The organism is Coprobacter fastidiosus (assembly GCF_030296935.1).
GTDB lineage: Bacteria > Bacteroidota > Bacteroidia > Bacteroidales > Coprobacteraceae > Coprobacter > Coprobacter fastidiosus.
This window is the reverse complement of the sequence record NZ_AP028032.1, coordinates 3,106,158-3,131,544: the sequence shown is the minus strand read 5'-3', so window position 1 is coordinate 3,131,544 and position 25,387 is coordinate 3,106,158. Positions and strand designations below refer to the sequence as shown.

The window sequence follows — 25,387 nt, the reverse complement described above, 5'->3', positions numbered from 1 at the left end:
GCGTAGCGAATTAGCTGATACAGCGTTTGTTACGCTTTGTTTTTCTATGGAGGGCAGAGCCAACGAAATACCACCTCGAAGCCAAACGGTGCAGAAGTTCAGTTACCACCTCGTTACTCCCGTAACGGGTACATATTTCTTACTAAAATGTTCTGTTTCTACGTTTTGCATCGATTCACATAGCTATCGATAACTCACTAACAACTAATTTTGTCCCCCCCCCAAAGGAGTGAGTTATGCGTAGTTGAAAAACGGTAATCGCAAAGGCGACGGCATGGTTTCCCTATTTCCGTGAAATGCTCCGTATCGAAAACCTCTGCCGCCTTGTCGGGTTTGATGAAAGGCAGACCGCAACGCTCGTCAAGGGAAAGCCGTTGGAGTATGCAGGGGAACTCTATTCGGAGGAACACGGACGGAAATTCACGACCGAAAAGGCAGGGTTTCAAGTGCTGAAAGACCCCACGGACGGGACGAAATTAGTTCTTGCCATTGACCGAAAACCCATTGCCAAGTGGTTCAAGGAACAGTTCGAGAAGTTAAGGCAGAACATACGCCGACCTATACAACCGCAAAGAAAAGACAGAGAGATGAAGTTGTAACCGTTCATTTCACAGAAGGCAAAAATACTGCTTACAATTTTTAGAAGAACAGTGTTTTTGTTGTATTTTGTCTATGATTTTATCATTTTGCCCTTACTCTTTAAGTTCCAAAATGTATATTTGTTTCTCTGAATTGTCATCAAATTCTCCCTCTGTAAAATCCCCGAATTTATGGACAATATTAAATCCAATTTGTTTGAGGTATGAATTTAATTCTTGAGGAAAGAATAATCTCATGTCCATATTTTGGACTGAATGAAATTTATCGTCAATAAAATATTGCCACTTTATACGATTAATTTGAGATGCGCTTTCATAGTGCATGCTTTGTTTTATTAATACTTTTCTTCCATCATTGGTTGTATATTCGGCAATAACCTGTTGCTTCCTCTCGTTTTCAACAATATATTGGATATTAGGATTGAAGCAGTCCAATAAAAACAAACCTTTTTCTTTCAAGTGATTTCTTACGACTTTCAACGTATCAAATAAATCCTCATTTTTATACAAATGATGGATTGAATTAAACGGAATAAAAATAAGATCAAATTTTTCTCCTAAGTTCAATTCTCTAATATCTGCCTCAATGAAATCTATTTTTAACTCAGCTTGAAATGCTTTCTCCTTTGCCCGTTCAAGCATGGATAAAGTATAATCAACTCCCTTAATATTATACCCATCCTTTGCTATTGGAATCGTAAGTCTACCCGTACCACAACAGAGTTCAAGTATCTTGGCATCTTTATTTTGAGGTAGCCATTTTTTGTAGAATTCCAAATCGAACAGAGAATTATTCAACCCGTCATAAATATCTGCATTATAAATAAAATCACCAACTTTATAATCGGTATTCATATTCTTTATTGATTGCTAAAACATTACAATGCTTATCTGTAAAGAGATTCTTCAATTCTTTATTTCAACAGCTTACGATTTTGATTATCATCACTTTCCAATATATTCATTTGATGGATAGCTATTTGGTTTAGCTTAACAAGACGTTCCCTTTGTGACATGTTCTGTTCGATAAACACAGCATTTAGATTCTCCATATTCGACAAACAGATAAGTTCATTGATAGTAGCATAATCACGGATATTTCCTTTCAGTTCGGGATTCGCTTCTCTCCATTGTTTTGCTGTCATACCAAACATCGCCACGTTCAGCACGTCGGCCTCATTGGCATAAATAGTGCTTGCCTGTATCGGTGAGACTTCCATCGGAATAAGGTTTTGCTTTATGGCATCAGTATGTATGCGGTAGTTGATTTTCGACAATTCACGTTTCGCTGACCAACCGAGTAGCCTTTGTTCTTCTATCTTTAGCCGCTGATACTCCTTAACAAGAAGTAATTGGAATTTAGGAGAAATCCACATACCAAAATGATATGCTATATCCCGATGTGCATACGTACCACCATAGCGACCAGCCTTAGAACGAATGCCAATTGCACCGGTCCGTTCTATCCACGTTTTCACCGAAAGCACAAAATTGTTGCTTCCTGCCGCATTTTTAATTGTACCGAATTCGGTACAATTAAAATCGGGATTATATAACATTTCCCATTCACCAAGATACTCGATAGTGCTTTTAAGGCTAAGCCAACGGAAGATAATATGCTCTTGCAGTTGGCTTCTTGCCATGTCTGTAAGACTAATGTAGTCTTCTTCATTGTACCTGACAACGCTAATATCTGTATTTTGAACGGTAATTTTTGCCATTGTAATTGATACGTTGATTTTCAATCACAAAGGTCGCTATAATTTGTGAGATTGCATTCTTTTTAATGGACTATTTACAAAGATAGGATGCAGTTTTTTGATAGTAGGCATTATTTCCTGAATAATTATTATACCTTTGTAAATGCAAAGAGTTATTTAACAGCATAGCACCGCTAATCGCTGAAAATTGCACGGTTGCTAATTCGTTACCTCTATTTCTCAAATACTACGCTAAAAGTTTATTCTTCAATCGGTTAAATCTAACCGATGAAAATTTAAAATAAAAAGAACAGCCGATATATAAATCTCCGGCTGTTCTTCTCTTTTTCTAAGGACCTAAATTTTCCAATGTAGGAAATTCAACCATATCTTCTTTGAGTTTTCTTTCGATCTGTTTTTTATTATGATAATCTGCTATCATACTCATAAAAACAAGAAAACATACTCGAATGAAATCCTCGAATCTGAGTTGAGCAAAATTTAGACAGGTTCTAAGAGCCTGTTTAAATTTTCATATACAAAAATCAATCAACCTTTTTACTTAAAAATCTTCCATCTTTACTGAAATGTATCTCTGTCTCTTCGGGCTGTGTATTGAGACTTACCTTAAAACCTTTTTTCTGGCGTTCAATTTTCTCTACAGAAACACCCGAATAATTCGATTGCAAGTAGCTATAAGAGCGTTGAGGAAGAACGCCTAATATCGATGAAGAAATGCCGCCCTTTTCTTTCTGGATCTCAGTCCAATTTCCAGCCCGATCAAATTCCAGTTCATAGCCGTTGGCCATTCGCACATCGAATTGCGTCCAAGGAGACTCGACTTCACATTTAACAACCTTTACCCCTTTAAAATGGGTATGAATAAATTCTTGAGCCATTTTCGGCAACTTTTCAAAAGGAATCGGTTTTTCCGAGCCTTTCGTGGCTGAAAAGGCCAATACTGCACTGGCCAGAAAAACCATGAGCATCATCATTTTTTTCATAATCTATCGTATTTTTATGTTTCTACGTTTATTAAAAACAAAATAAAGGATAGAATGTTTATATCTTATAAAACAAAAGAGAGGTGTTTTTTTGAATAATCACAGTAAATATAACCGCTTTTTAAGCAATAATATTTATTTTTATAGCATGATTCATTTTAAACGACCTGAGTTCGAAAATACGAAATGAAGAAAATTTTTAAATATTGCTTTATATCCATAGGAATATTATTCCTGACTTTACTAATATTGCCTTTCACATTATATATTCCGGCAATACAAAGCTGGGCGAAAGACCTGGCGACAACGTATGCTTCGAAACAATTAAACATGAGTATCGCTATTGAACGCATACGTCTCAAATTTCCGTTAAATTTGGTTTTGGACAACAGCAAAATTATCACCGCCGAAGGTGATACTATGTTATATTGTGATAATCTGCAACTTGATGTAAATTTCCGATATTTATTACAAAAAAAAGTCCAAATAGAGAAATTTTCATTCCAAAACACTCATTTTCATTATAATGACACTATATCACAACTCAATCTAAAAGGAGATGTCGGACTATTAGCTCTCAATGCAAAACCGGTAGACCTTGGAAATGAACGAGTTGAAATCCCGAATATAGAACTTCGAAACGGAACTGTATCATTAGACTTGGGAGAAAGCGAACCCGATACTACAAACAGCGAATCGAATCCTATCCTATGGATACTCGATATAAAGCAATTGCAATTAGAGAACATTGCTTTCGGCATGACTATATCACCCCAAACAAGCGATTTGCAAGTTAAAGTCGCATCAGCTTTACTAAAAAAAGGCTTCGTTGATTTAGGGAAACAGTTTGTGGGAGTAGAATCGGTTACAATATCCGAGGCAGGATTTAGCTATCTGAACGACACAACATCAATGTCTCCCGTTCAACCGGAAACGGCAGAAACAGATACAGCAACATCTCTCCCGTGGACAATCGATGTGCAATCTCTTCAATTAAAAAATAGTTCGGGAACATACGGTCTCATGCATCATATTCCCCAACAAGGATTAGACCCTGACTATATTCAATTATCGGGACTAAACCTTGGCGTAAACTCTTTTTATAATAAGGGAAGTGAAATAAAACTCAAATTACAACAGTTGGCATTTACCGAACGTTCCGGATTATCGGTCTTACGAACGCAGGGAGACTTCGATATGAATTCCGAACAAATCTCGTTAAGTGGATTCAGTCTGAAAACTTTTCTTTCCCAAATAGATGCGGATATAAAAGTAGGAGGAGATATAATCGAACAAAAAAACGAAAGTCCCGTTTCCGCATTGCTTTCTTTACGAGTCGCCATGCAAGATATTTATGCCTTGTATCCCGATTTACAAAAAGAAATAGCCTTACTACCGATAGAAACCTTAAAAGCCAACACCCATATAACAGGGTCATTAGGGGAATTAGATATAAAACAATTTGACTTAACATTACCCGGGCGATTCCTCTTTTCCGGAAAAGGTACAATGAATGAAATTATAAATTCTGACAAGTTAAATGGAGCATTTTCTTGGCAAAGCACTCTTGTACATAGCTCTTTTGTTAAAAATATTTTTCCAAAAGATCTGAACGATCAGATAGATATCCCTAACGGAATAATATGCAACGGATCTATACGCATGAATGGGAAACAATATTCTCCTTCTATTTTATTGAAAATCGGAGATGGAAATCTTTCTGCTAACGGGCAAGTCAATCTTGCTTCAGAGGCATACAAAATAGATATGGACGCATCTCAATTCCCCATAAATTCATTTTTACCGAAAGATTCTTTGGGATGTTTAAGCATGCATTTAAAAGGAGAAGGAAAAGGCTTTGACCCTTTATCAGTTAAAACCTATACAGACATAGCTCTCACGATAGATCGATTCGATTATAAAAAATATGATTACACCGACCTCATCACAATGCTGCATCTAAAAGACGGTATTCTAACGGGTATTCTATCCAGTAGCTCCGAAGCCTTAAATCTCCACATGGACATCTCAGGAAACTTATCTCCCGAAGAATACAAAGCTTATATCATCGGAGAAATAAAAAACATCAATACATGGCAAATGGGATTTACCGATACTCCCCTCAGCGTCTCAACACAATTAAATATTTCCGGCAGCGGAAATTCCAAAGGAGAATATACATTAGATACCGAACTTCATAATCTGCAAATAGAGGCCGATCAAATAAACGGAGAATTTAAAAGTCTTGCGCTACAAGGAGAATTGTTAAATGACAAAATACAAGTTAACTTCAAAACTCCCGATATTTATGTTTCTTTCTCATCTCCTTCTGGATTAGACGAATTTTTAAAACGAATAAATGAAACAAACCGGCTTATTTCAGAACAGATCGAGAAACAAAGTATAGATATAGAAACCTTACAAAAAAATCTTCCTCGTCTGGAATTAAAAGCTGATATCAAATCGGATAAAATCCTCAATAATTATTTAGAGAGATACGGAATTCAAATGAATTCTGCAAATATGGACATTTCTATTCTCGAAGATAAACCATTCAGTCTTTCGGCATTCGTCGATAAATTGACTACCGGAGGCATCAATTTAGATACGATTTCATTTAAAGCTCGACAAGATAGTGCTCGGTTATTATACGGATTGCATATCGGAAACAAATCGGGAAATCTGGATCAGATTGCATCTTTAGGATTTAACGGATATATAACCGACAATCATCTACGTTTAAGATGTTTGCAACGAAACCGACAATCAGAACAAGGATTCCGTTTCGGATGCGATGCCTACATGCAAGATTCTTTGGTGCACATTACATTTGCCCCGACCGATCCTATATTGGGATTTTCGACATGGACGCTAAATGAAAATAACTATTTCGATTACTACTTCGATAAACACATGGCCGCCAATATCAATATGGAGAACGGAGAACAACGCATATCTTTACAATCGACAACCAACCGTCGCGGCAGACCGGGAGCACTAAATATCAACATGAAAGGACTTGACATAGCTTCATTACTCAGCTCCTGGCCTTTAGCACCACCCGTTGCCGGGAAACTATCGACCGATTTGGTCCTCGATTTTCCGAAAGAGCAAGTTAACGTATCGGGAGATATCTCCATTGCAGAATTATTATATGACAAACAGCGAGTCGGTAACATCGATCTGAACATGCGATACAGGCTCAACGATGAAAACAGGCAACAAGTACGATTAGGGTTATTGGTAGACCAAAAAGAGGCGCTTGCCGTAAAAGGATACTACCAACCGGACACTACAAACGCTATACAACTAAAACTCCAGCTATTATCATTGCCTCTTGCAATAGCCAATCCTTTTTTACCTGCAGATGTATCAAAGATCGATGGAGCACTTAACGGAGAAGTAGATATCTCCGGGAAAACAGATGCCCCCATAGCGTCTGGATATCTGCAATTTGCAAACACATTTATATCTGTTCCGATGATCGGAACTTCATTCGGACTATCCGACAAAAAAATAGAAATTATAGAGAATGATGTCGTACTGAATAACTATGCTATAAACGGACCGAATAAACAGCCCCTTACGATAAACGGAGATTTAAATTTACGGGATTTTTCAAGGATAATGACAGATATTACAATAAAAGGTTCTGATTTTCAAATGATCAACGTTCCCAAGAATAATAAAACAATGTTATACGGTAAGGCCAATGCCGATTTGGACATTTCTGTCAAAGGAGCTATCGATGAGTTGAAGCTACGAGGAAATATCGGATTATTAAACGGGACAGAGGTGACTTATGTCATGAGAGATTCTCCATTGGAGCTTAAACAACAAGCTAATACCAATATGGTCACATTCGTATCTTTCAATGATAGCACGGCTTTGGCCGACACTCTTTCTGTAACTGCTGCTAAAATAAGCGGGATGGACATTCTCATGAATGTAGATATTGCCAACGAAGTGAAAATGGCAGTAAATCTCTCCGCCGACGGAAAGAATCGCATAGATCTCAAAGGCGGAGGAAATCTTACTTATACAATGAATACTCTCGGAGACAGCCGGTTTACAGGAAAATACGAATTGACTGGGGGTACAGTCAGATACAATCCACCGATCATTTCCGAAAAGTTATTCAATATACAACAAGGCAGCTTTGTTTCATGGAGTGGAGATATAGCCGACCCCAGTATGAATATCACAGCAATAGAGCCTCTGAGGATTTCAGTCACAGAAAATGATAATAATAGTCGTCCGGTTACTTTCAATGTTATTATCAACATCAAAAATACGCTCGAAAATCTCGCAATCACATTCAATGTTTCTGCTCCGGAAGACCTGACTATTCAAAACGAACTCACTGCTATGACTGCAGAACAAAGAGCTACCCAAGCCATGAATCTGCTTATCTACAATACATATAGTGGTCCAGGTACATCGACATCATCGAGCCTGACATCGGGAAATCCTCTAAATTCATTCATACAGAAAGAACTGAATCAATGGGCTCAAAACAATCTGAAAAATATCGATGTAAGTTTCGGAATCGATAGCTACGACGATACGATGAACGGCGGACAAGGGACACGGACCGACTATTCGTATAAAGTTTCTAAAACTCTGTTCAACGATCGTTTTAAAGTAATCATCGGTGGAAGTTTCAGCCCGGATGCTGCAGCAGATGAAAATCTGAAAGAAAATCTTGTCGATGATATTTCTTTAGAATACAGACTCGATAAAAGAGATAACATGCTTATCAAAATTTTCAGACATACAGGTTACGAAAGCATTTTAGAGGGAGAAGTGACACAAACCGGTGTCGGGTTCGTTGTCAGAAAGAAATTACTCAAACTGTCGGAACTTTTCCGATTAAGTAGCCGTAAAGAGAAGAAAGAGACAAAATGATGAAAAAATATATAGCGAACATAATTATTATATTATCGGGTATAGTTTTCATAACCGGTTGTTCCACGACAAAAAGATTGGGAGAAGATGAGGTTCTCTATACCGGAGTGAAAAAAATGAAAATAGAACCGATAGAAGGCGTTAAAGTTGACGGAGATGTAATCTCTGCCGTAAAAGATCCTTTATCCGTTCCTCCTAACAATCCGCTATACAGTCCTTACTACCGTACCCCGTTTCCTTTTGGATTATGGGTTTACAACAATTTTGTTCCTAAAAAAAATAAAGGATTCAAGCATTGGTTTTACAATAAATTCGCTAAAGAACCTGTGCTCATATCCGGTGTACAACCCGAGTTGCGTATTAAAGTCGTCGAAGATATTTTAGCAAATTACGGATATTTCGGAGCTGAAGCCAGTTATTCATTACTCTATAATAAAAAAAACAAGAAAAAGGCGAAAATCAGCTACTCTGTAAAAATTCCGCAAGCATGGACCTATGGCAGCATTTCCTATCCGAAGCCGACAGACGGAATTACACAATTGATTGACAGCACCAAAGCCCAGTCCTTACTACGAGTCGGATCTCAATATAATGCAGATTCCCTGTCGGCAGAACGAACGAGAATCGCTACTCTCGCACGAAACAACGGATACTACTATTTTCGTCCTGAATATATAGAATACCTGGCAGATACAACACAAGAACATTTGAAAGTCAACCTTCGAATGATTATAAAAAAAGGTATTCCGACAATGGCTCTGAAAGCATATACTGTGGGCAAGATAGACATATCATTACAAAATTCTACCGGAAAAGGCATTTGGGATACCATATATTATAAAGATATGAAAATGGCATACCAGAAACCGCTAAGAGTCAAGCAATCTATCATGCCGTCAAATATAACTTTACGTCCGGGGCAAGTATATTCGGTAACCGAACAAGACCAATCTCAGACCAATCTAAGCAGGCTGGGTATATTCCGATATATAAATCTAAATGTTACGCCCATAGATTCCTTACGGGGAGCAGACTCTCTTAATGTACAAATAGACGGAGCTATGGACATTCCCCTCGAATCGGAGTTCGAAATAGACGTTTCCTCTAAATCGAACAGTTTTATCGGTCCGGGAATGATTTTCGGAGTAAATCATAAAAATATCTTTAGAGGGGGAGAAATTTTAAGTGTAAAACTGAACGGATCATACGAATGGCAAACCGGGAAAAAACAAAGCGGATCTAAATCGTCTCTTTTAAACTCCTATGAAATAGGTCTAAATGCAAACCTATCATTTCCTCGACTATTAGTTCCCAAATTTATTCCCCGACCTCAAAAGTATGGCGCACGTACCAACTTTCAATTAGGTACGGATCTGATGAACAGACCACATTTTTTCCGAATGATTTCATTCAATGCCTCAGGCGGATATGAATTTCAGACGTCAGACGTCAGTTATCATAACCTAACTGTTTTAAAACTAACTTATAATAAACTGCTGAACACGACTAAAAATTTTGATGAAACCATGGATAAAAATCCGGCCATAGCCCTTAGTTTCAGAAATCAGTTTATTCCGACAATAAGTTATACCTATACATTCAATAAATCGTTCGGTAGAAAAGGCAATAATCGTATTTTATGGCAAACAAACGGAACTCAAGCAGGAAATATACTCGCCGGAGTAATGGGGTTATTGGGAGACAAAGGTGAAAAACATCTGTTCGGCAATCAGTTCTCCCAATTTGTAAAGGGAAGTACCGAATTGAAATATTATCGTCGCCTATGGGGAGATAACTGGCTGGCATCCCGTTTTCTTGTAGGTGCAGGACATGCCTATGGAAACTCAAAAGTAATGCCGTATAGTGAACAGTTCTATATCGGTGGAGCAAACAGTATCAGAGCTTTCACAATACGGACATTAGGACCAGGTAGCTATCGACCGCCACAAGACAATCCCAATGCTTATTTTGACCAAACCGGAGATTTCAAGTTAGAAGCTAATATAGAATTTCGGTTTAAGATTATAGGAGATCTGCATGGAGCTATATTTATGGACGCAGGAAATATCTGGCTATTAAAAGAAGACCCGCAACGTCCCGGAGGAAAACTGACATTAAAAAGCTTCGGAAAAGACATTGCTTTAGGTACCGGATTCGGGCTACGTTATGACATTAGCTATATCGTATTACGAGCCGACCTCGGCATAGGTTTGCATACCCCTTATCCCAATCCCGATAAGAAAGGATACTATAATCTATCCAGTTTTAAAAACAGTCTGGGATTCCATTTGGCTATCGGATATCCGTTCTGATATTAAACACAAATAAAATTTTAAAGGAAACAAATATGTGTATCTTCCATTATTTTAATGACCATCGATTTTTAACTGAACACTCCGCTTAAATATTGCTTAGTCAATTCATGCTTAGGATGATTGAACAATTCGTCTGCAGTCCCTTGTTCTATCATCTCACCCATATACATAAATACTACATAATCAGCGATACGCAAAGCCTGACGAAGCGTATGAGTTACCATAATAATTCCATAACGCTCACGCAATTTCATAAACAGATCCTCTATATTTTTACTGGAAATAGGATCAAGGGCGGACGTTGACTCATCCGCTAAAATAAATTGCGGTTCGACAGCCAAACCTCTTGCCAGACACAAACGCTGTTGCTGCCCGATAGAAAGAGCCGAAGCAGGAGTATGTAAACGATCTTTCACTTCATCCCACAAACCGGTAGCATGAAGGTATTTTTCTACAACCTTATCTAAAGTTTTTTTATTTCTCATGCCATGTATCCGACAACCGAACGTAATATTATCATAAATAGACATAGGCAACGGCGTTGGACGCTGAGAAAGTAAACCTATCTTTTTACGAATATGCGTAATCTCAGCTTTTTTATCGTAAATATCCTCTCCGTCCACAAAAACACGTCCCTCCACACGTACATGTTCGGTCGTATCTATCATTCTGTTTATACTTTTCAGCAATGTCGTTTTTCCACACCCCGAAGGACCTATAATACAGGTAATTTTTTTATCATGCAGTTGTAAGCTTATGTCTTTCAGAATATGATTATTCTGGATATAAATATTCAATTTTTCTATATCGATCGTAGCATCTTTTTTCGTATCCGATCCTAAATTTAACTCTTCTCCGATCTTATCAGAAGCAGTTTTACTAACATTATTGCGCCACTCTTCAAAACGATTAAAAGCATTTGTGAACTTAGAACTGTCTTTCTCCATTATTTTATTTTATTTTTTGAGAATCTATAAGTAATCATCCGACCTATAATACTTAATATCAATACGATAATAGTTAACAAAAGAGCTGCGGCGTAAGCCCGCTCCCGTACTTCAGGAGTAGGACTGCTTAATTGGAAAAATATAGAAAGCGGAAGAGTTGCCGCCGGTTGATTCAACGAAGTAGGTATGCTATCGGTAAAACCGGCAGTAAACATGACTCCGGCAGCATCACCAATCGCTCGACCGACAGAAAGCAATGTTGCTGTCGCAATTCCCGGAGCAATCTGTCGTATAGCGACTTTAATAGCTTCTAACCGAGTCGCTCCGAGCGAATAAGTAGCATCAAGCAATTCTTTAGGCAATTGTCTGGCAACTTCATCCATCGACCGGACAAATATAGGAATAATCAACAATGTTATTACAATAATACCTCCCAACAAAGAGGTTCGTAATCCGAAAAAAATCATAATCGTAAATGCGAATGCGCCATACACGATAGATGGAATTCCATATAATACATCAAAAGACAAACGTGTTAAATTCGCCAACTTCGAATCTTTTTTCAAATAAATATTGACAAAAAATACTATCGGAATACTGATGCACAAGCCTAATACAGTAGAAGCCCCGACAATATACACAGAACCCACAATAGCATTCAAGACTCCACCTTCTTTTCCTATATAAAAACCTCCACCCGGCAATTTCGTCACCATATCCCAAGACATAGCCGGCCATCCGTTTTTAATAATCGTTATCAGAATACTCCCTAAAAATGCAAAAACCAATAATAAAGAGAGCACCATCAAAACATAAAATATCTTCTCTACAACAAATTTCATTTTCATTTTAGTCCCCCCCTTACAACTTAAATTTTTTCTCGACATGCTGCAACATCATTCGTGATGCTAGATTGAACACCAAAATGATAAAAAATAAAATAAATGCTGCGAACATCAATGCCGATTCATACAAAGGCAACGACAACATTTCTCCATAATTATTAGCGATAAGAGCCGGAAGAGGGTAACACGGATCAAAAAGGGAATGCGGAATCTCTGCATAATTTCCACAAACCATCAATACCGCGATTGTCTCTCCGAAAGCTTTAGAAATAGCCAACACTACTGCAGCAATTATTCCCGGCATCGACTTTCGAAGAATTACTTTAGTCGATATTTGCCATTTAGTCGCACCTAAAGATGCTGCCGCATCCCTATAATCCTGAGGAACAATAGTAAATATTTCGATAAAAAGGCTTACCAAAATAGGCAATATCATTACCCCAAGTACTATCCCGCTGGCCAATACAGTATATCCGCTAGTATATTCTACAAAATGAGGTCCTAACTTATCCGCAATCCAAGGCACGATAATTAATGTACCCCATACACCGAATACTACGGAAGGAATTCCTGCCAAAATATCCAATACAGGAAAAATGACCCGTTTTGTCCAAGAATGAGCATATTCGGAAAGATAAATTGCCGATAACAAAGAAATAGGCAATGCAATAAGTATAGAAAGAGCGGTTACCGCCAAAGTACCTATAATGAACGGAAGGAATCCGAATTCTTCGCTTAAAGGTTTCCAATCGGCATTGGTCAATAAATCCCATAAGGAATGTTCATTCAATATCATCCGAGACTTCATATAAAGCCCCACTCCCATAAAGACCAATACAAGCAATGACAAAACCGTCAATATAAACATAAACGATTTTGTCATTTTATCCTTTAATAATCTTTTTCTCAACAAAGAAACAGCCATCATTCTATTTTTTCAGTTTAGCAAGCTCCTGATTAATCGTTGTTTTAGACAAGCCTATATATCCGGTAGCATTAGCATACTTCTGACCTTCAGTCAATATATATTTTATAAATTCAATAACTTCAGGCTTTTTAGGGACTCCGTTAGAAACTAAAAACAGATTACGTGCAGGAGGAGAAGGATATTTTCCGCTAACTATGGCTTTAATCAATGACAAACTGTTATCATAAAAATTTTCTTCCGGATCTATTTTCCCGTTCCCATTAACATCCAATGGAATAATGGCAAGTCCGGCATAAGGTCGTCGGGTTTTCTGATCATAAGCATAAGCTATATTATTGAATCCTATCCCGACCTTATCTTTTTGTACGGCCGAAGCCACACCCGGATCTCCAAACACTGCAGTTCCCTCAAGGTCTTCTTGTCTTTTCCCGAACCAAGCAGCCCAAGTCTCCGCCGCTCCGCAAGCATCAGAACGGGTATAAACATGCACAGGCACTTTGGAGGTAGTACCCAACACATTTCCCCATGTCTTACATTTTCCACTCCACAAGCTCAAAGCTACATTACGCTTAAGCCCTTTAGCTTTAATATCCCGAATTAAAGGATTGGCAGCATTGACAGTAGGTACTACCGCATCTTTAACAACAGCAAAAGCAACTGCCCCTTTTTTAAATTCGACATCATGAACATCTCTGGAAACCATTCCGAGATCGACGACTTTAGCTAAAGCGTCCGTCATTCCTTTTCCAGCACCACCTCCAGAAATATCAATACGCACATTCGGATGTATTTTTTTAAATTCTTCCGCCCATTTAACCACCATAGGATACAAAGCAAAAGCTCCGGATAAGGATATTTCGCCTTTCAAATTATCTTTTGTCTGAGCTTTTACCGGTTGCGCCAAACCTCCTATATATACAGCTAACAATAATCCGACAAAGGTTCTTTTCATACATATATATTATTTAATTATCACTCTATTTCTAATTCTGAAAACGACATGATCATTTTTACGGGCTTCCGATACCTCTTAAAATTAAAGGAAGTTTATCTGTTTTTACCGAATAAACAGCTATAAAAATTGTATTGATTCGACACAAAATCAATAATATAAACATCAATATATCGATTACAAATGTATATAATTAATTTGAAAATGAAATAATTGTTTATAGTTTTTTAGATAATGGCCTGAAATAAGAACAAACTATTTTTAAACCAAACAGGACAAACCTTTCAAACAAGGTCTGTCCTGCTTCTATCTTCATATATATAGTCGTTAGTCTATTCTTTTAATAAAGCCGAATGGCCACTTTCAATCACTCTCCTCGCCCCTACATAACGTTTGGCATAATAAAGAGCATCACTAGATTCTTCACAGATTCCTTTCGAACAAGAAGCGTGTATAAATTTAAATTTCCCTCCGGGCAAAACCTCTGATACTAAACCTACATGCCCTACTCGTGAAGAAGTGCTATTGCGCCCTTTAAAAAACACAAGATCTCCCCGCCGAATATCCTCTTTATCAACAGATGTTCCTTGCAAATACTGGGCTGCCGAAGACGCATTCAATTTTAACGCGATTTTTTTAAACACATAATACGTAAAACCTGAACAATCAAAACTCGACGGACCTTTACTTCCTCTGCAATACGGACGTCCCTTAAATTGAAAAGCATACTCAAGTAAATGATCCACAACAGACTGTCCCGAATCCACAGAAAGTGAAGGCAACAACTTTTGCATATCCTTCGAAGGCCAAGTTTGCGTCAATCTACCTTTCGATATATCAAATACCTCTTTCTGCGATTGAGCATAAACTGGTATGACAAAAAGAGAAAACAACATGACGAATAAAATGATCAACGTATTGATTTTCCAACAAGAGTAAGCCATCCTCTGCAATTTCTTTTGTTTTTCAATGATTCAAATTTAAGCTAAAAATTTTGAAAAGGCAACTATTCCTATACTTAATCACATTTTTTTAAAGAAACAAAACAGTAAATGCCCTCATTGTTAAACGGCACTTTATTTAACAAGACTAAGGAAATGCCATTCCTTTTTTTCTAAACATAGCTTTATCTTCTTCTTTAAGTCCGCAATTATCAAGTGATTCCGGAAGATTATGATCATTCAAATAACTTCTTTTACGAGGAGAGAAGTCTGCATTCACAACCGAAAATACCGAATCGAGATGAGCTGTGGCAATGCCTCCTAAATCGAGCATTGTATGAAACGCAGCTCTTGTAGTTATAGGAGACGAATGATGCGAAACAGCATTTTTTATCGCTTCGGGGTAACGATTGTTATATTCATCCGAGAACCAAATTAAAAAAGGGATATGCAATTGATAATATGTAGGACACGGAGACGCATGAAGAAAACGATGCCGATCATCATCCATAATATCTTCACCATGATCGGGAAGATAAAACATACATGTCACAGCTCCGGTATTCCTCAACTTATCGATAACTGATGCCAAAAAGTCATCGGTACTCAAAATCGAGTTATCATAAGAATTAATCAACAAGTCACGATGTCGATATTCAAGATTTACACTGTTGTCAGGAATAAATACTTTGAATTTATCGGAATAACGGTCACGATAATTAAAATGCGACCCATAAGTATGCAATACGATAAACTGCTTATTGCCACTTTTTGCTATAAAATTATCTAACAAAGGTAACAAATCATGATCTAAAGGATTATCGCTGATAGCTAAAGGATCACCTCTCAAAAGCTTTACGACATCGGCTTCTCTTGAAAAAAAATCAGTGAATGTATTATTCGGCACTTGATTTGACAAAAATGCCGTCTTGAAACCAGCTTCCTTAAAAGCCGTAATAATACTTTTCTGCTTATATATTATTTCAAAATTATCGGCCGATGCTGCCGACAAAATCAAAGGTACACTTTTATGAGTCGCATTACATTGCGTAACGACATCGGTAAAACATACCAATGATTTTTCTTTTGACAACCGAGGATTAGTTTCTCTCTCATATCCGTATAAACTCCAATTATCTGAACGGGAAGTCTCACCGATCACCAAGACATAAATTTCTTTATCGTTTGACGGATGCCGAGATTTAGCCTGAAATGAAAACGACTCTGAAGTTTTTCTATAATTTTTACTTTTATGCCAACTTTCTCTGGCAAATTTCATATTATAGAATACATTAACCGGATATATATTTAATAATACATTGTCGTTCGGTTCTTGAACTTTTGCCGTCACACCCCCTATAAAACCGATCAATAAACTACAGACTGCTATAATAACCAATTTTTTCCGGACGCTCACATGCAAACGGTCCTCTATACGAATGGAATGAAACGCCAAATAAATCGCACCGAAAAATACAAAAAAGACCAATATCAACGCCGGTATAAGATTACTTAATAATTCGGAAGCTTCTCCAGTACTGGTCGTAAACAAATTTAGAAACATATCGGAAGCAATGATAGAGTTTCCAAATAAATAAAGCAATACTTCCTGAAAAGCCCCGAGCAACAAAAGTAAAGAAAGCCATAACAACACTATTCCCGGCTTCTGCCGCATAGCAAGCAATCCCATATAGACCGACAAAGGCAGAAAAAAGTATGCTACTCGCATCGCCATACTCATTTCTTCTGTATATAAAAGAAGGCAAGTCGGTATCATCAATATAATCGTAAACAGTATATATAAATTTTGCTGCTTACTTAACCAATCCGATATTTTTTTCTTAAAATGCCTCATTTATATTAAACAAAAAACCTGACTGTCCTTTTCCGAAGCCATAATCCAAACGGACATTAACTCGTTTTTTAAATTCCCAACGGTATCCAAGACCATAATTGGGTAATGTATGAGACCATTTAAACGATCTGAAATCATGAAATACATTTCCCGCTCCGACCCAAAAAACAACTCCATTCCGTTTCCAGACATGTTGTCTGAGTTCTACTTGAATTTCTCCGACATTTCTGTCTCGGTATTGACCTTCATAATATCCTCTCATACGGAGTGAACCTCCCAGTTTAGGCATCATAGTCCAAGGCGTATCTCCGAATGTGAATTTAGCATGAATATCAATTGCTAAAATTCCACCTTTCCATACTTTCTGATAAATATCAGCCAATACATCGGTCGTATAAAAAACATCTTTATTCCCAAGAAAACAGGGAGATAAACTTTGTTCCAACTTCAAATAGACTCCTTTATACGAATTAGTCTGAAAATCTCTCGTATCGTAGGAAATCGAACCTCCTACTCCAACCGACAATGTCGATTTAGCAGCTCCGTTCAATGTTTCAGGCTTCTCAAAATTCGACCCTGCAACATAATCGAAACTTGCCAAAGGTCCTGCATAAAGGTTATTGGCCAAACGAAAAAGAAAATCTATTTTGACCTGATTCTGAATACGCTTATAGCTTCCTTTATTATCATCATTACTTCCGGCTTCATATCCCGTCCCCCAAAAATATCCGGGGAAAGAGAAGAAATACAAATTATATAACAAACGGTACTTATCTTCTGGGAAAAAATGGGTTCCTTTTACTCCTAAAAGATAAAATCCTGTCGTAGATACGTCCCCATACAAAGACACCATCGAAGGCTGCATCAAAGTATCTTTTCCTTGATAAAGCCCGGCAGCAACCAATCCGAGTCCGAGTTTAGTATCGCTCGAATAATGAGGTCCTCCAATTATACTGAAATCAAATTTCTTACGGGGCTTCGGTTTATTGGCATCATTAAAATAATTCAAAAAACGACGGAAAAAAGAAGTTTTTTTCTTAATCTCAGCCGTATCTAAACTCAAAGACAAAGACGAACCGATAACAGTATCTGCATTAAAAGGCTCTGCAATGACAACTGATGTCTGTTCCACAGAATCGGTAGCTGACAAGAAAAACGATTCGGAAACCGGACAAGCAGATGCCGAAACTATAACTCCTTCTGAACATATCAGAATAATACATATAATCATCCGAACCTCTTTCATACATTCGATAAATACCTATTCTTAATAACAAGCAAAGTCTCAATGTGTTTGACAGTAAACCGAAATATATTCGATTCATAAGTCATAAACAGGACAAATTTATAACAAAACGTTTTAACACACGATAGTTTTCTTAAAATTATAATCTTACATTATGCTTTTTTATATTAAGCACAGAAACTTAGCAACATCATAGATTTTAAGAGCCAATCTAAATAATTATCTTCAATTCTCATTTGTAGAAACATACCGTTTTTTCATACCTTTGTATTATAATATAACCAAAATTTTAAATGAAAGAAATAAGTATCGTTTTTAACAATCCTATTCCCCGTTTACCAGAAATACGATTTAAAAGAGCACTAAACTGGTGTATAAAGCCAAACGAACAATGGGCGATTATAGGTCCTAACGGTGCAGGAAAAAGTATAATAGCCGGACTTTTACAAGGGAAATATGCCCTGAAAGAGGGAGAAATTATCAATAATTATCCCGGCAAAACATCTGACGTAATAAAAACTATTACTTTCAAAGATATTCATTCTATTACAGATAGCCGTACAACTTTCTATCAACAACGGTGGCATTCCTCCGAGAATGAAGGAATCCAGACAATAAGAGAACTATTATCGAACAATTATGATGAAATATCTATCCGGGAATTATTTATTCAATTCCGAATAGAAGAAATGTTAGACAAGAAAGTTATCTATCTATCAAGTGGAGAATTACGTAAATTTCTAATTATAAGGACATTGCTTACTCATCCACAAATACTGATTCTTGACAATCCTTTCATCGGATTAGATGCGACTTCTAGAATTCTGTTAACAGAAATGCTAACACAAATGTCCGAAATGAAAGAATTTCAAGTCATTCTGCTTCTATCCAATCCGGATGACATTCCAGAAATGATCACTCATATTCTTCCCGTCCGAAATCGTGTCTGCTATGATCCTATATCCCGCAATGATTTTTTACAAAATAACGATTTAAGGAATTACCTCTTTCCTGAAGTTCACAACCAAATACGACTTCCTGATCCTACTCGTAAAAAGTCAGAACACAATGTAACATTTCGAATGGAGAAAATCAATATCTCTTATGGATCACACCCAATACTTAAAGGATTAGACTGGGAAGTAAAAAACGGCGAAAAATGGGTACTACTGGGAGAAAACGGGGCAGGAAAATCTACACTCTTGAGTCTTATTTATGCAGATAATCCTCAATCTTATGCAAATACGCTTTTTTTGTTCGATCGGAAACGAGGCTCTGGAGAAAGCATCTGGGAAATAAAAAACAGGATCGGATATGTATCGCCAGAAATGCATTTATACTATACAGAAAATGTTCCTGCTATACAAATCGTAGGTTCTGGATTTTTCGATTCTATCGGACTATACCGAAAATGTTCCCCAGAACAGGAAAATATCGCACTGGCCTGGATGCACACTTTTGGAATCGAAACTTTATATAACAGACCTTTTCTTACTCTATCTTCGGGCGAACAGCGATTGATATTGTTAGCCCGAGCTTTTGTAAAAGACCCGGATCTATTAATTTTAGATGAGCCTCTACACGGTCTAGACATCAGTAATAAATGCCGTGTCAGAAAAATTATAGAAAATTTTTGTGAACGACCGGGAAAAACCTTAGTGTATGTAACGCATTATAGTCACGAAATACCTTCTTGTATCCGATACCGATTTAAACTAATAAAAAATCGGGAAAAGAGCTTGTAACCTCTATAAATATTTCCATTTCAAGCCAACATAAAACTCATTTTTTTGTTTACATTTGTAACAGAAAATATATACTTATTATACGTTATGAGCATCCTCAAAAAAAATATTCCGGTAGGTCTTGCAAGTGATCATGCTGGTTTTGAAATGAAACAATTTATCAAACAATTTTTAATCGAAAAAGGAATCGAAATTAAAGATTTCGGTACATTTTCTTGTGAAAGTGTCGATTATCCAGATTTTGCTCATCCTCTTGCTAATGCAATAGAATCAGGAGAGTGTTACCCGGGATTTGCATTCTGCGGGAGCGGAAACGGCATTAACATGACATTAAATAAACACCAAAAAATCAGAGCTGCCCTTTGCTGGAATGAAGAGATAGGAAAGCTTGCCCGCCTTCATAATGATGCAAATATTTGCGTAATGCCGGGTAGATTTATAAAAAACGAAGAAGCCGAAAAAATCGCTGAAACATTCTTAAATACAGAATTTGAAGGAGGAAGACATCAAAGACGTATAGATAAAATTCCTGTAAAATAAGCAAATTCAGAAGTCTCTCTTTTGTCGATTTGACAAAAGAGAGACTTCTGAATTTGTTCAAATTTTCCGATGCAAAAAATATTATTAGGTCACGCTTATGTTTTCTTCCGATCTTTTTTCCGTTTTCACTTGTCAGATAGTCTGCTATTATCCTTATAAAATCAGAAAAGCATCCTCGAAAGAAACTTCCAAATTTAATTCGAATAAAATTTAGACAGCCTCTAAAAATAATTTACAGTTCTTTCGTCCTCAACAAATTATAGTTTTCCTAAAATCAATATTTATCTTCATAGAGAGTTATTACTCCCTTCTCTAAAATAGAGATCCTCCTTTTTAAATTTGCAAAACTCTACTTTTACTTATTAAGAAGCAAGCAATAAATACTAAAAAAACAGAAGTTAAAATCAGACTGTCACTCTTTGAGTAACCCCCCCGGCACTTACCAAATAAAGTCCTCTTGATTTAGGCTGAAGTTCAGACAATCCAGGACCAGCATACGTATCCATTACCAGACTACCTACAATAGTATAAACTTTGACTTTGACTTTTTTGGAAGAGCGAACATAAATAGAACCATTACTGGCATATATTTGAACAGAATCTTCGGGTAAATCATTTTGTACCATGTTGACTTCAGCAGACATAGGCATATAATTATCTGCCGTCCGGAAAAAATCTTGCCCATAAACAGACTCCTGACGAGCAGATACCTGAACTACAGCCCAAGATACCAACAACGTAAAAATGAGTAGTTTTATAGTTTTCATATTTTCCTCTCCTTGAACAGATTCCTTAATTAGTGCCTAAAGATACATCTTTTTTGCCATCTTGAAAAAATTTCTGATGTTAATTATAAAAAAATAATCGGTTTAGGAATATTTGGAATATAATAAAAAGGCAATTACTCCGTTTTATTTGATTCATTATCCCAAGAATACACTCTATTCGGATTCTTAGGAAACCATCCTTTCCGTACCCGTTCTTCCTGTTCAAATATTTCTTTTATAGTCCAAAACGATGAAAAAGAAAAAACTCCGAGCAAAGCAGCGAACAATACATTATCTGTTATCAAAGAACCTGCCACACCTAAAATACCCAACAGTAAAAACACCCACCAATAACGAGTTCCCCAATAATATTCAACTTTCACTACTATAGGATGAAACAAACCTATAATTAAAAATGTAGAAACCCCGATAACCAATCCCAATAAATGATACTCTTCTAAAAACTCCATTTCAAAAAATATTGAAAAAAGAGTGTCCGGACTTAATCGCAAACACTCTTAATTATATCATCAATAACCTAACTCTTTTTGCCGTTTAACTTCATCCAAAACCGAATCAAGGCAAATAGCGAGCTGTTCGGCTATACCTTTGCCGCAATTTTCATCAGCTTGATAAAAACGGGCTACAGCCCGTATCTGTATCTCTTCTGGAACTCCCTGCATAGCCGCCGCTACATTAGAATGAATCCGCAACTTTTCATCGTCAGGCACAAGCCTGTATAATGCTCCGGGCTGAGAATAATAATCCTTATCCTTCCGGTTATCATAATTCCAAGCATCTCCATCTAAAGTCAAAGGAGGTTCATTGAATTTCCCGTCATCCGTCGGTCCTCCGAAACTATTCGGTTCATAATTAACCTGAGCGCCATTATTTCCATCAACTCGCATATAACCGTCACGATGATAATTATGAACAGGACATATAGGCTTATTTACCGGTATCGTATCCGAATTCACTCCTAAACGATAACGTGCCGCATCAGCATAAGCGAACAAACGTCCTTGCAACATCTTATCCGGAGAAAACGAAATTCCCGGAACGACACTTGCCGGATTGAATGCAGCTTGCTCAACTTCTGCAAAATAGTTTTCCGGATTCCGGTTCAACTCAAGAATTCCGACATCGATCAAAGGATACTCTTTTTGACTCCACACTTTCGTCAAATCAAACGGATTTTCTTTTCGGTTACGAGCCTCATCTTCTGTCATTATCTGAATGCAGAAACGCCATTTGGGGAAATTTCCTTTCGCAATATTTTCAAATAGGTCTCGCTGTGAGTATTCACGATCCTTTGCAACAATAGACGCAGCCTCCGAATCGGTGAAATTAGCAATGCCTTGTAAACTTTTAAAATGGAATTTCACCCAAAAACGCTCTCCTTCAGCATTAATAAAACTATAAGTATGGCTTCCGAAACCATGCATGTGACGATAATCTTGAGGAATACCCCGATCGCTCATCAAAATCATCACCTGATGCAGAGTTTCAGGAGAAAGGCTCCAAAAATCCCACATGGCAGTATTGCTACGCAGATTAGTTTTCGGATCTCTCTTCTGTGTATGAATAAAATCAGGAAATTTTAACGGGTCTCTGATAAAAAATACTGGAGTATTGTTTCCTACTAAATCCCAATTTCCTTCCTCCGTATAAAACTTAACAGCAAATCCACGTACATCCCGTTCGGTATCTGCCGCACCTCGTTCTCCGGCAACAGTAGAAAAGCGAAGGAAAAGATCTGTTTTTTTACCTACCTCAGAAAATAGAGCTGCTTTCGTATATCGGGTTATATCCTCGGTAACGGTTAAATTTCCATATGCTCCTGAGCCTTTTGCGTGTACCACCCGTTCTGGAATACGTTCTCGGTTAAAATGCCCCAACTTCTCCATATACCAGACATTTTGCAACAAAGCAGGACCTCTCTCTCCAGCAGTCAGAATATTCTGATTATCCGCAACAGGGACACCTGCTTGAGTAGTTAATTGAATCTTTTCCTTTTCTTTCATACTCTATATAATTAATAATTATTCTTTTTCCGCTCGAAATAAGCTTGCGGATGAGCACATGCCGGACATTTTTCCGGAGCTTTCTTGCCTTTATGTACATATCCGCAATTGCGGCATTGCCATTCTATTTCTTCATCTTCTTCAAAGAATTTTCCGGATTCTACTCTTGCCAACAATTTACGATAACGAGCTTCATGTTCGGCTTCTACTTTAGCAACCATCTTAAATGTTACCGCAATAGCAGGAAAGCCTTCTTCTTCAGCAATTCGAGCGAACTCAGGATATAAATCTGCCCATTCTTCATTTTCTCCGTCAGCTGCTGCCTTCAGATTTTCAACCGTAGTAGAAATAACACCGGCCGGATAAGATGCAGTAATCTCGACCATACCCCCTTCAAGATATTTGAAGAATTTTTTTGCATGCTCCTTTTCCTGTTCTGCCGTTTCCATAAATACTCCGGCAATTTGTTCATAACCTTCTTTTTTTGCCACACTTGCAAAGAACGTATATCGGCTTCTTGCCTGAGATTCTCCTGCAAATGACTTTAACAAATTCTGTTCTGTTTTTGTTCCCTTAATACTCTTTTCCATAATCTTGTTTTTAATTTAATTAGTAATTCTCTATATTTCCTATCAATTGTACTTTCACATCCTTCAACTCAAATCCGGGAATTTTTCTATTTTGTATAAATGTCCGAATCAATTCGGACAACTCATTATCATAAAAATCCTGTATCTCATGAGTTTCTTCACTATATAAATGATAATGCCGGCTTAGATTCGTATCGAAATACATTTTATTATCAACAGTCAATACTCTTTCTATCACTCCAGCTTTTGCAAAACAATCTAACGTATTATAAACCGTAGCGACAGTTACAGTCGGTAAGATACTTCTTACCCTCTCAAGCACTGCTTCTGCAGAAGGATGCTTAAGAGATAACAAAGCTTCATACACAGATATACGCTGAGGTGTCGCCTTTACCCCTTTTGATTGAAATAATTCTATGATTTCATTTACCCTCATCAACAATACTTGTTTTTAAACTGCGGTACAAATATAATTAGAATATTTCTAATATTAGAATAATTCTAAAATTATTTTCAGAAAAAATAATCGATACGAAATTTATCCTTTATATACAACTTAGAGCCTATCTAAATTTTCCAATAAAAAAACACAATCAGGTCATCTTTGCGTTTTCACTCGTCAGACAACTTGCTACCGTCCTCATAAATTCAGACAGAATCTCAGTAAATGAAACTCACATCCTTATTTTTTATCTTTTTGATAAACCGGGTTTATTTTTACACAAACTATATAATCCATATCTTCCGGAAGTCCATTGCGTGTACCGGGAATCCATTTTGGCATGTTTTTAACCAACCAATATGCTTTATCCAAAATTTCCTTAGAAATATGTCCTTTCAACTTAGATATCGGGGTTTTCAATTTTACATCGGAAATTTCTCCGGAAGCAGTCACCACTATCGAATAAAGAATACGGTCGACCAGCCATTCAGGTGTATTTCCTTCAGGCATCAATACATCAATAACCAAATATTTTTTCATAGCTTCCTCTCCTCCCGGAAACTGAGGAAGGACAATAACATCTTCACCTTTGATTATGCCAGACCGATATTCTACCAACTCTAATTCCGGAAAAGGAAATAAAGATAGCGGAACAAAAAGAAAAAAACACACCCAAAACAGATTTTTCAGTAATATGGACATAATACCCTCCTTTCCTTAATTCAATCTACTTAGAGCCTGTTTATTTTTTCATCATTATATATAGACTTTGTGAATTTCTTTTCGGACTATTCTCCCGCTTTAATATATCACACAGCCCCCCTTAACTAGGAATAGAAAAACATCTTCCAAAAAGATCTGAACAAAATTTAAACAAACTCTTGATTTTCAAATTTAATAAAAAGATTAGAGAATAACAATTATTTACAAAATAAATTCAGTGTTCATCTAAAACCCGTTTAAATTTCTCGATAAATATATACGATCTGTTAAGGCTCTTTTCGGTCTTGTTTTCACGTTTCTGCACATCGTATAAAGG

At 37.0% G+C, this 25,387-nt stretch carries 20 protein-coding genes and 1 pseudogene; 5 read left to right on the top strand and 16 right to left on the bottom strand.

The features are described 5' to 3' along the window. Positions 1–248 precede the first annotated feature (248 nt). Positions 249–599, top strand: a pseudogene (locus tag QUE35_RS12360) (MobV family relaxase); the annotation flags it as partial. Positions 600–692: 93 nt separating this feature from the next. Here QUE35_RS12360 and QUE35_RS12355 read toward each other — a convergent pair. From QUE35_RS12355 to QUE35_RS12345, 3 genes are all read right to left on the bottom strand, one after another. Beyond that, positions 693–1,454: a class I SAM-dependent methyltransferase gene (locus tag QUE35_RS12355; protein WP_022389598.1), complete on the bottom strand. Its 762-nt coding sequence runs from the start codon at positions 1,452–1,454 to the stop codon at positions 693–695. A 59-nt stretch (positions 1,455–1,513) separates the two neighbouring features. Next, the gene (locus QUE35_RS12350) at positions 1,514–2,320 is read right to left on the bottom strand and encodes a KilA-N domain-containing protein (protein ID WP_022389599.1); all 807 of its coding nucleotides are present in this window, start codon (positions 2,318–2,320) and stop codon (positions 1,514–1,516) included. Positions 2,321–2,844: 524 nt separating this feature from the next. Next, the gene (locus tag QUE35_RS12345; RefSeq protein ID WP_022389600.1) at positions 2,845–3,303 is read right to left on the bottom strand and encodes a PepSY-like domain-containing protein; all 459 of its coding nucleotides are present in this window, start codon (positions 3,301–3,303) and stop codon (positions 2,845–2,847) included. Positions 3,304–3,489: 186 nt separating this feature from the next. Between QUE35_RS12345 and QUE35_RS12340 the strand changes: the two genes are divergently transcribed. Next, on the top strand, positions 3,490–8,211 hold the full coding sequence (locus QUE35_RS12340; RefSeq protein ID WP_022601482.1) for a translocation/assembly module TamB domain-containing protein: 4,722 nt from the start codon (positions 3,490–3,492) through the stop codon (positions 8,209–8,211). Continuing rightward, a complete protein-coding gene (tamL, locus tag QUE35_RS12335; RefSeq protein WP_022389602.1) occupies positions 8,211–10,523 on the top strand; it encodes a translocation and assembly module lipoprotein TamL in 2,313 nt (770 codons plus the stop codon). Before QUE35_RS12340 ends, tamL begins: the two co-directional genes overlap by 1 nt. A gap of 71 nt (positions 10,524–10,594) precedes the next feature. Here the strand turns inward: tamL and QUE35_RS12330 are convergent, their stop codons facing one another. From QUE35_RS12330 to QUE35_RS12300, 7 genes are all read right to left on the bottom strand, one after another. Next, positions 10,595–11,473 (bottom strand): phosphate ABC transporter ATP-binding protein, encoded by an 879-nt coding sequence (locus tag QUE35_RS12330; protein WP_022601486.1) that lies wholly within the window; start codon positions 11,471–11,473, stop codon positions 10,595–10,597. Beyond that, positions 11,473–12,321 carry a PstA family ABC transporter permease gene (locus QUE35_RS12325; protein WP_031258663.1) on the bottom strand — a complete coding sequence of 283 codons (849 nt, stop codon included), beginning with the start codon at positions 12,319–12,321 and terminating at the stop codon, positions 11,473–11,475. The genes QUE35_RS12330 and QUE35_RS12325 overlap by 1 nt, the downstream gene beginning before the upstream one ends. Positions 12,322–12,334: 13 nt before the next feature. Then, positions 12,335–13,201, bottom strand: a complete 867-nt coding sequence (pstC, locus tag QUE35_RS12320; protein WP_256998645.1) for a phosphate ABC transporter permease subunit PstC — start codon at positions 13,199–13,201, stop codon at positions 12,335–12,337. A gap of 46 nt (positions 13,202–13,247) precedes the next feature. Next, positions 13,248–14,198 (bottom strand): PstS family phosphate ABC transporter substrate-binding protein, encoded by a 951-nt coding sequence (locus QUE35_RS12315; protein WP_022389606.1) that lies wholly within the window; start codon positions 14,196–14,198, stop codon positions 13,248–13,250. Positions 14,199–14,530: 332 nt separating this feature from the next. After that, on the bottom strand, positions 14,531–15,142 hold the full coding sequence (locus QUE35_RS12310; protein WP_022601491.1) for a C40 family peptidase: 612 nt from the start codon (positions 15,140–15,142) through the stop codon (positions 14,531–14,533). Positions 15,143–15,287: 145 nt separating this feature from the next. Further along, positions 15,288–16,994 (bottom strand): phosphoethanolamine transferase family protein, encoded by a 1,707-nt coding sequence (locus tag QUE35_RS12305; RefSeq protein ID WP_022389609.1) that lies wholly within the window; start codon positions 16,992–16,994, stop codon positions 15,288–15,290. Continuing rightward, positions 16,981–18,225, bottom strand: coding sequence for a BamA/TamA family outer membrane protein (locus QUE35_RS12300; RefSeq protein WP_244925464.1), 1,245 nt, complete (start codon positions 18,223–18,225; stop codon positions 16,981–16,983). The genes QUE35_RS12305 and QUE35_RS12300 overlap by 14 nt, the downstream gene beginning before the upstream one ends. Positions 18,226–18,533: 308 nt before the next feature. On the opposite strand from QUE35_RS12300, the gene QUE35_RS12295 reads away from it, so the two are divergent. Beyond that, positions 18,534–19,985 (top strand): ATP-binding cassette domain-containing protein, encoded by a 1,452-nt coding sequence (locus tag QUE35_RS12295; RefSeq protein WP_022601495.1) that lies wholly within the window; start codon positions 18,534–18,536, stop codon positions 19,983–19,985. A gap of 87 nt (positions 19,986–20,072) precedes the next feature. Next, positions 20,073–20,525, top strand: a complete 453-nt coding sequence (rpiB, locus tag QUE35_RS12290) for a ribose 5-phosphate isomerase B (protein ID WP_009317756.1) — start codon at positions 20,073–20,075, stop codon at positions 20,523–20,525. A gap of 404 nt (positions 20,526–20,929) precedes the next feature. Here the strand turns inward: rpiB and QUE35_RS12285 are convergent, their stop codons facing one another. The 6 genes from QUE35_RS12285 to QUE35_RS12260 form a co-directional block, all read right to left on the bottom strand. Beyond that, entirely contained in the window at positions 20,930–21,292 is a 363-nt protein-coding gene (locus QUE35_RS12285) for a hypothetical protein (protein WP_009317757.1), read from the bottom strand. A gap of 134 nt (positions 21,293–21,426) precedes the next feature. Next, positions 21,427–21,762 carry a DUF4491 family protein gene (locus QUE35_RS12280; protein WP_022601497.1) on the bottom strand — a complete coding sequence of 112 codons (336 nt, stop codon included), beginning with the start codon at positions 21,760–21,762 and terminating at the stop codon, positions 21,427–21,429. A 60-nt stretch (positions 21,763–21,822) separates the two neighbouring features. Continuing rightward, positions 21,823–23,316 (bottom strand): catalase, encoded by a 1,494-nt coding sequence (locus QUE35_RS12275; RefSeq protein ID WP_022391309.1) that lies wholly within the window; start codon positions 23,314–23,316, stop codon positions 21,823–21,825. Between the two features lie 11 nt (positions 23,317–23,327). After that, positions 23,328–23,906: a rubrerythrin gene (gene rbr / locus QUE35_RS12270; RefSeq protein ID WP_022601499.1), complete on the bottom strand. Its 579-nt coding sequence runs from the start codon at positions 23,904–23,906 to the stop codon at positions 23,328–23,330. A gap of 19 nt (positions 23,907–23,925) precedes the next feature. After that, positions 23,926–24,342, bottom strand: a complete 417-nt coding sequence (locus tag QUE35_RS12265; protein WP_009317761.1) for a Fur family transcriptional regulator — start codon at positions 24,340–24,342, stop codon at positions 23,926–23,928. A gap of 246 nt (positions 24,343–24,588) precedes the next feature. Then, complete coding sequence (locus QUE35_RS12260) at positions 24,589–25,050, bottom strand: hypothetical protein (RefSeq protein WP_009317762.1); 462 nt, start codon at positions 25,048–25,050, stop codon at positions 24,589–24,591. Positions 25,051–25,387: the final 337 nt, after the last annotated feature.

What these genes read in the sequence shown, in the direction of transcription:
- QUE35_RS12355 (WP_022389598.1), bottom strand. Translation starts at nt 1,454, where the DNA reads ATGAATACCGATTATAAAGTTGGTGATTTTATTTATAATGCAGATATT.
- QUE35_RS12350 (WP_022389599.1), bottom strand. Translation starts at nt 2,320, where the DNA reads ATGGCAAAAATTACCGTTCAAAATACAGATATTAGCGTTGTCAGGTAC.
- QUE35_RS12345 (WP_022389600.1), bottom strand. Translation starts at nt 3,303, where the DNA reads ATGAAAAAAATGATGATGCTCATGGTTTTTCTGGCCAGTGCAGTATTG.
- QUE35_RS12340 (WP_022601482.1), top strand. Translation starts at nt 3,490, where the DNA reads ATGAAGAAAATTTTTAAATATTGCTTTATATCCATAGGAATATTATTC.
- tamL (WP_022389602.1), top strand. Translation starts at nt 8,211, where the DNA reads ATGAAAAAATATATAGCGAACATAATTATTATATTATCGGGTATAGTT.
- QUE35_RS12330 (WP_022601486.1), bottom strand. Translation starts at nt 11,473, where the DNA reads ATGGAGAAAGACAGTTCTAAGTTCACAAATGCTTTTAATCGTTTTGAA.
- QUE35_RS12325 (WP_031258663.1), bottom strand. Translation starts at nt 12,321, where the DNA reads ATGAAAATGAAATTTGTTGTAGAGAAGATATTTTATGTTTTGATGGTG.
- pstC (WP_256998645.1), bottom strand. Translation starts at nt 13,201, where the DNA reads ATGACAAAATCGTTTATGTTTATATTGACGGTTTTGTCATTGCTTGTA.
- QUE35_RS12315 (WP_022389606.1), bottom strand. Translation starts at nt 14,198, where the DNA reads ATGAAAAGAACCTTTGTCGGATTATTGTTAGCTGTATATATAGGAGGT.
- QUE35_RS12310 (WP_022601491.1), bottom strand. Translation starts at nt 15,142, where the DNA reads ATGGCTTACTCTTGTTGGAAAATCAATACGTTGATCATTTTATTCGTC.
- QUE35_RS12305 (WP_022389609.1), bottom strand. Translation starts at nt 16,994, where the DNA reads ATGAGGCATTTTAAGAAAAAAATATCGGATTGGTTAAGTAAGCAGCAA.
- QUE35_RS12300 (WP_244925464.1), bottom strand. Translation starts at nt 18,225, where the DNA reads ATGATTATATGTATTATTCTGATATGTTCAGAAGGAGTTATAGTTTCG.
- QUE35_RS12295 (WP_022601495.1), top strand. Translation starts at nt 18,534, where the DNA reads ATGAAAGAAATAAGTATCGTTTTTAACAATCCTATTCCCCGTTTACCA.
- rpiB (WP_009317756.1), top strand. Translation starts at nt 20,073, where the DNA reads ATGAGCATCCTCAAAAAAAATATTCCGGTAGGTCTTGCAAGTGATCAT.
- QUE35_RS12285 (WP_009317757.1), bottom strand. Translation starts at nt 21,292, where the DNA reads ATGAAAACTATAAAACTACTCATTTTTACGTTGTTGGTATCTTGGGCT.
- QUE35_RS12280 (WP_022601497.1), bottom strand. Translation starts at nt 21,762, where the DNA reads ATGGAGTTTTTAGAAGAGTATCATTTATTGGGATTGGTTATCGGGGTT.
- QUE35_RS12275 (WP_022391309.1), bottom strand. Translation starts at nt 23,316, where the DNA reads ATGAAAGAAAAGGAAAAGATTCAATTAACTACTCAAGCAGGTGTCCCT.
- rbr (WP_022601499.1), bottom strand. Translation starts at nt 23,906, where the DNA reads ATGGAAAAGAGTATTAAGGGAACAAAAACAGAACAGAATTTGTTAAAG.
- QUE35_RS12265 (WP_009317761.1), bottom strand. Translation starts at nt 24,342, where the DNA reads ATGAGGGTAAATGAAATCATAGAATTATTTCAATCAAAAGGGGTAAAG.
- QUE35_RS12260 (WP_009317762.1), bottom strand. Translation starts at nt 25,050, where the DNA reads ATGTCCATATTACTGAAAAATCTGTTTTGGGTGTGTTTTTTTCTTTTT.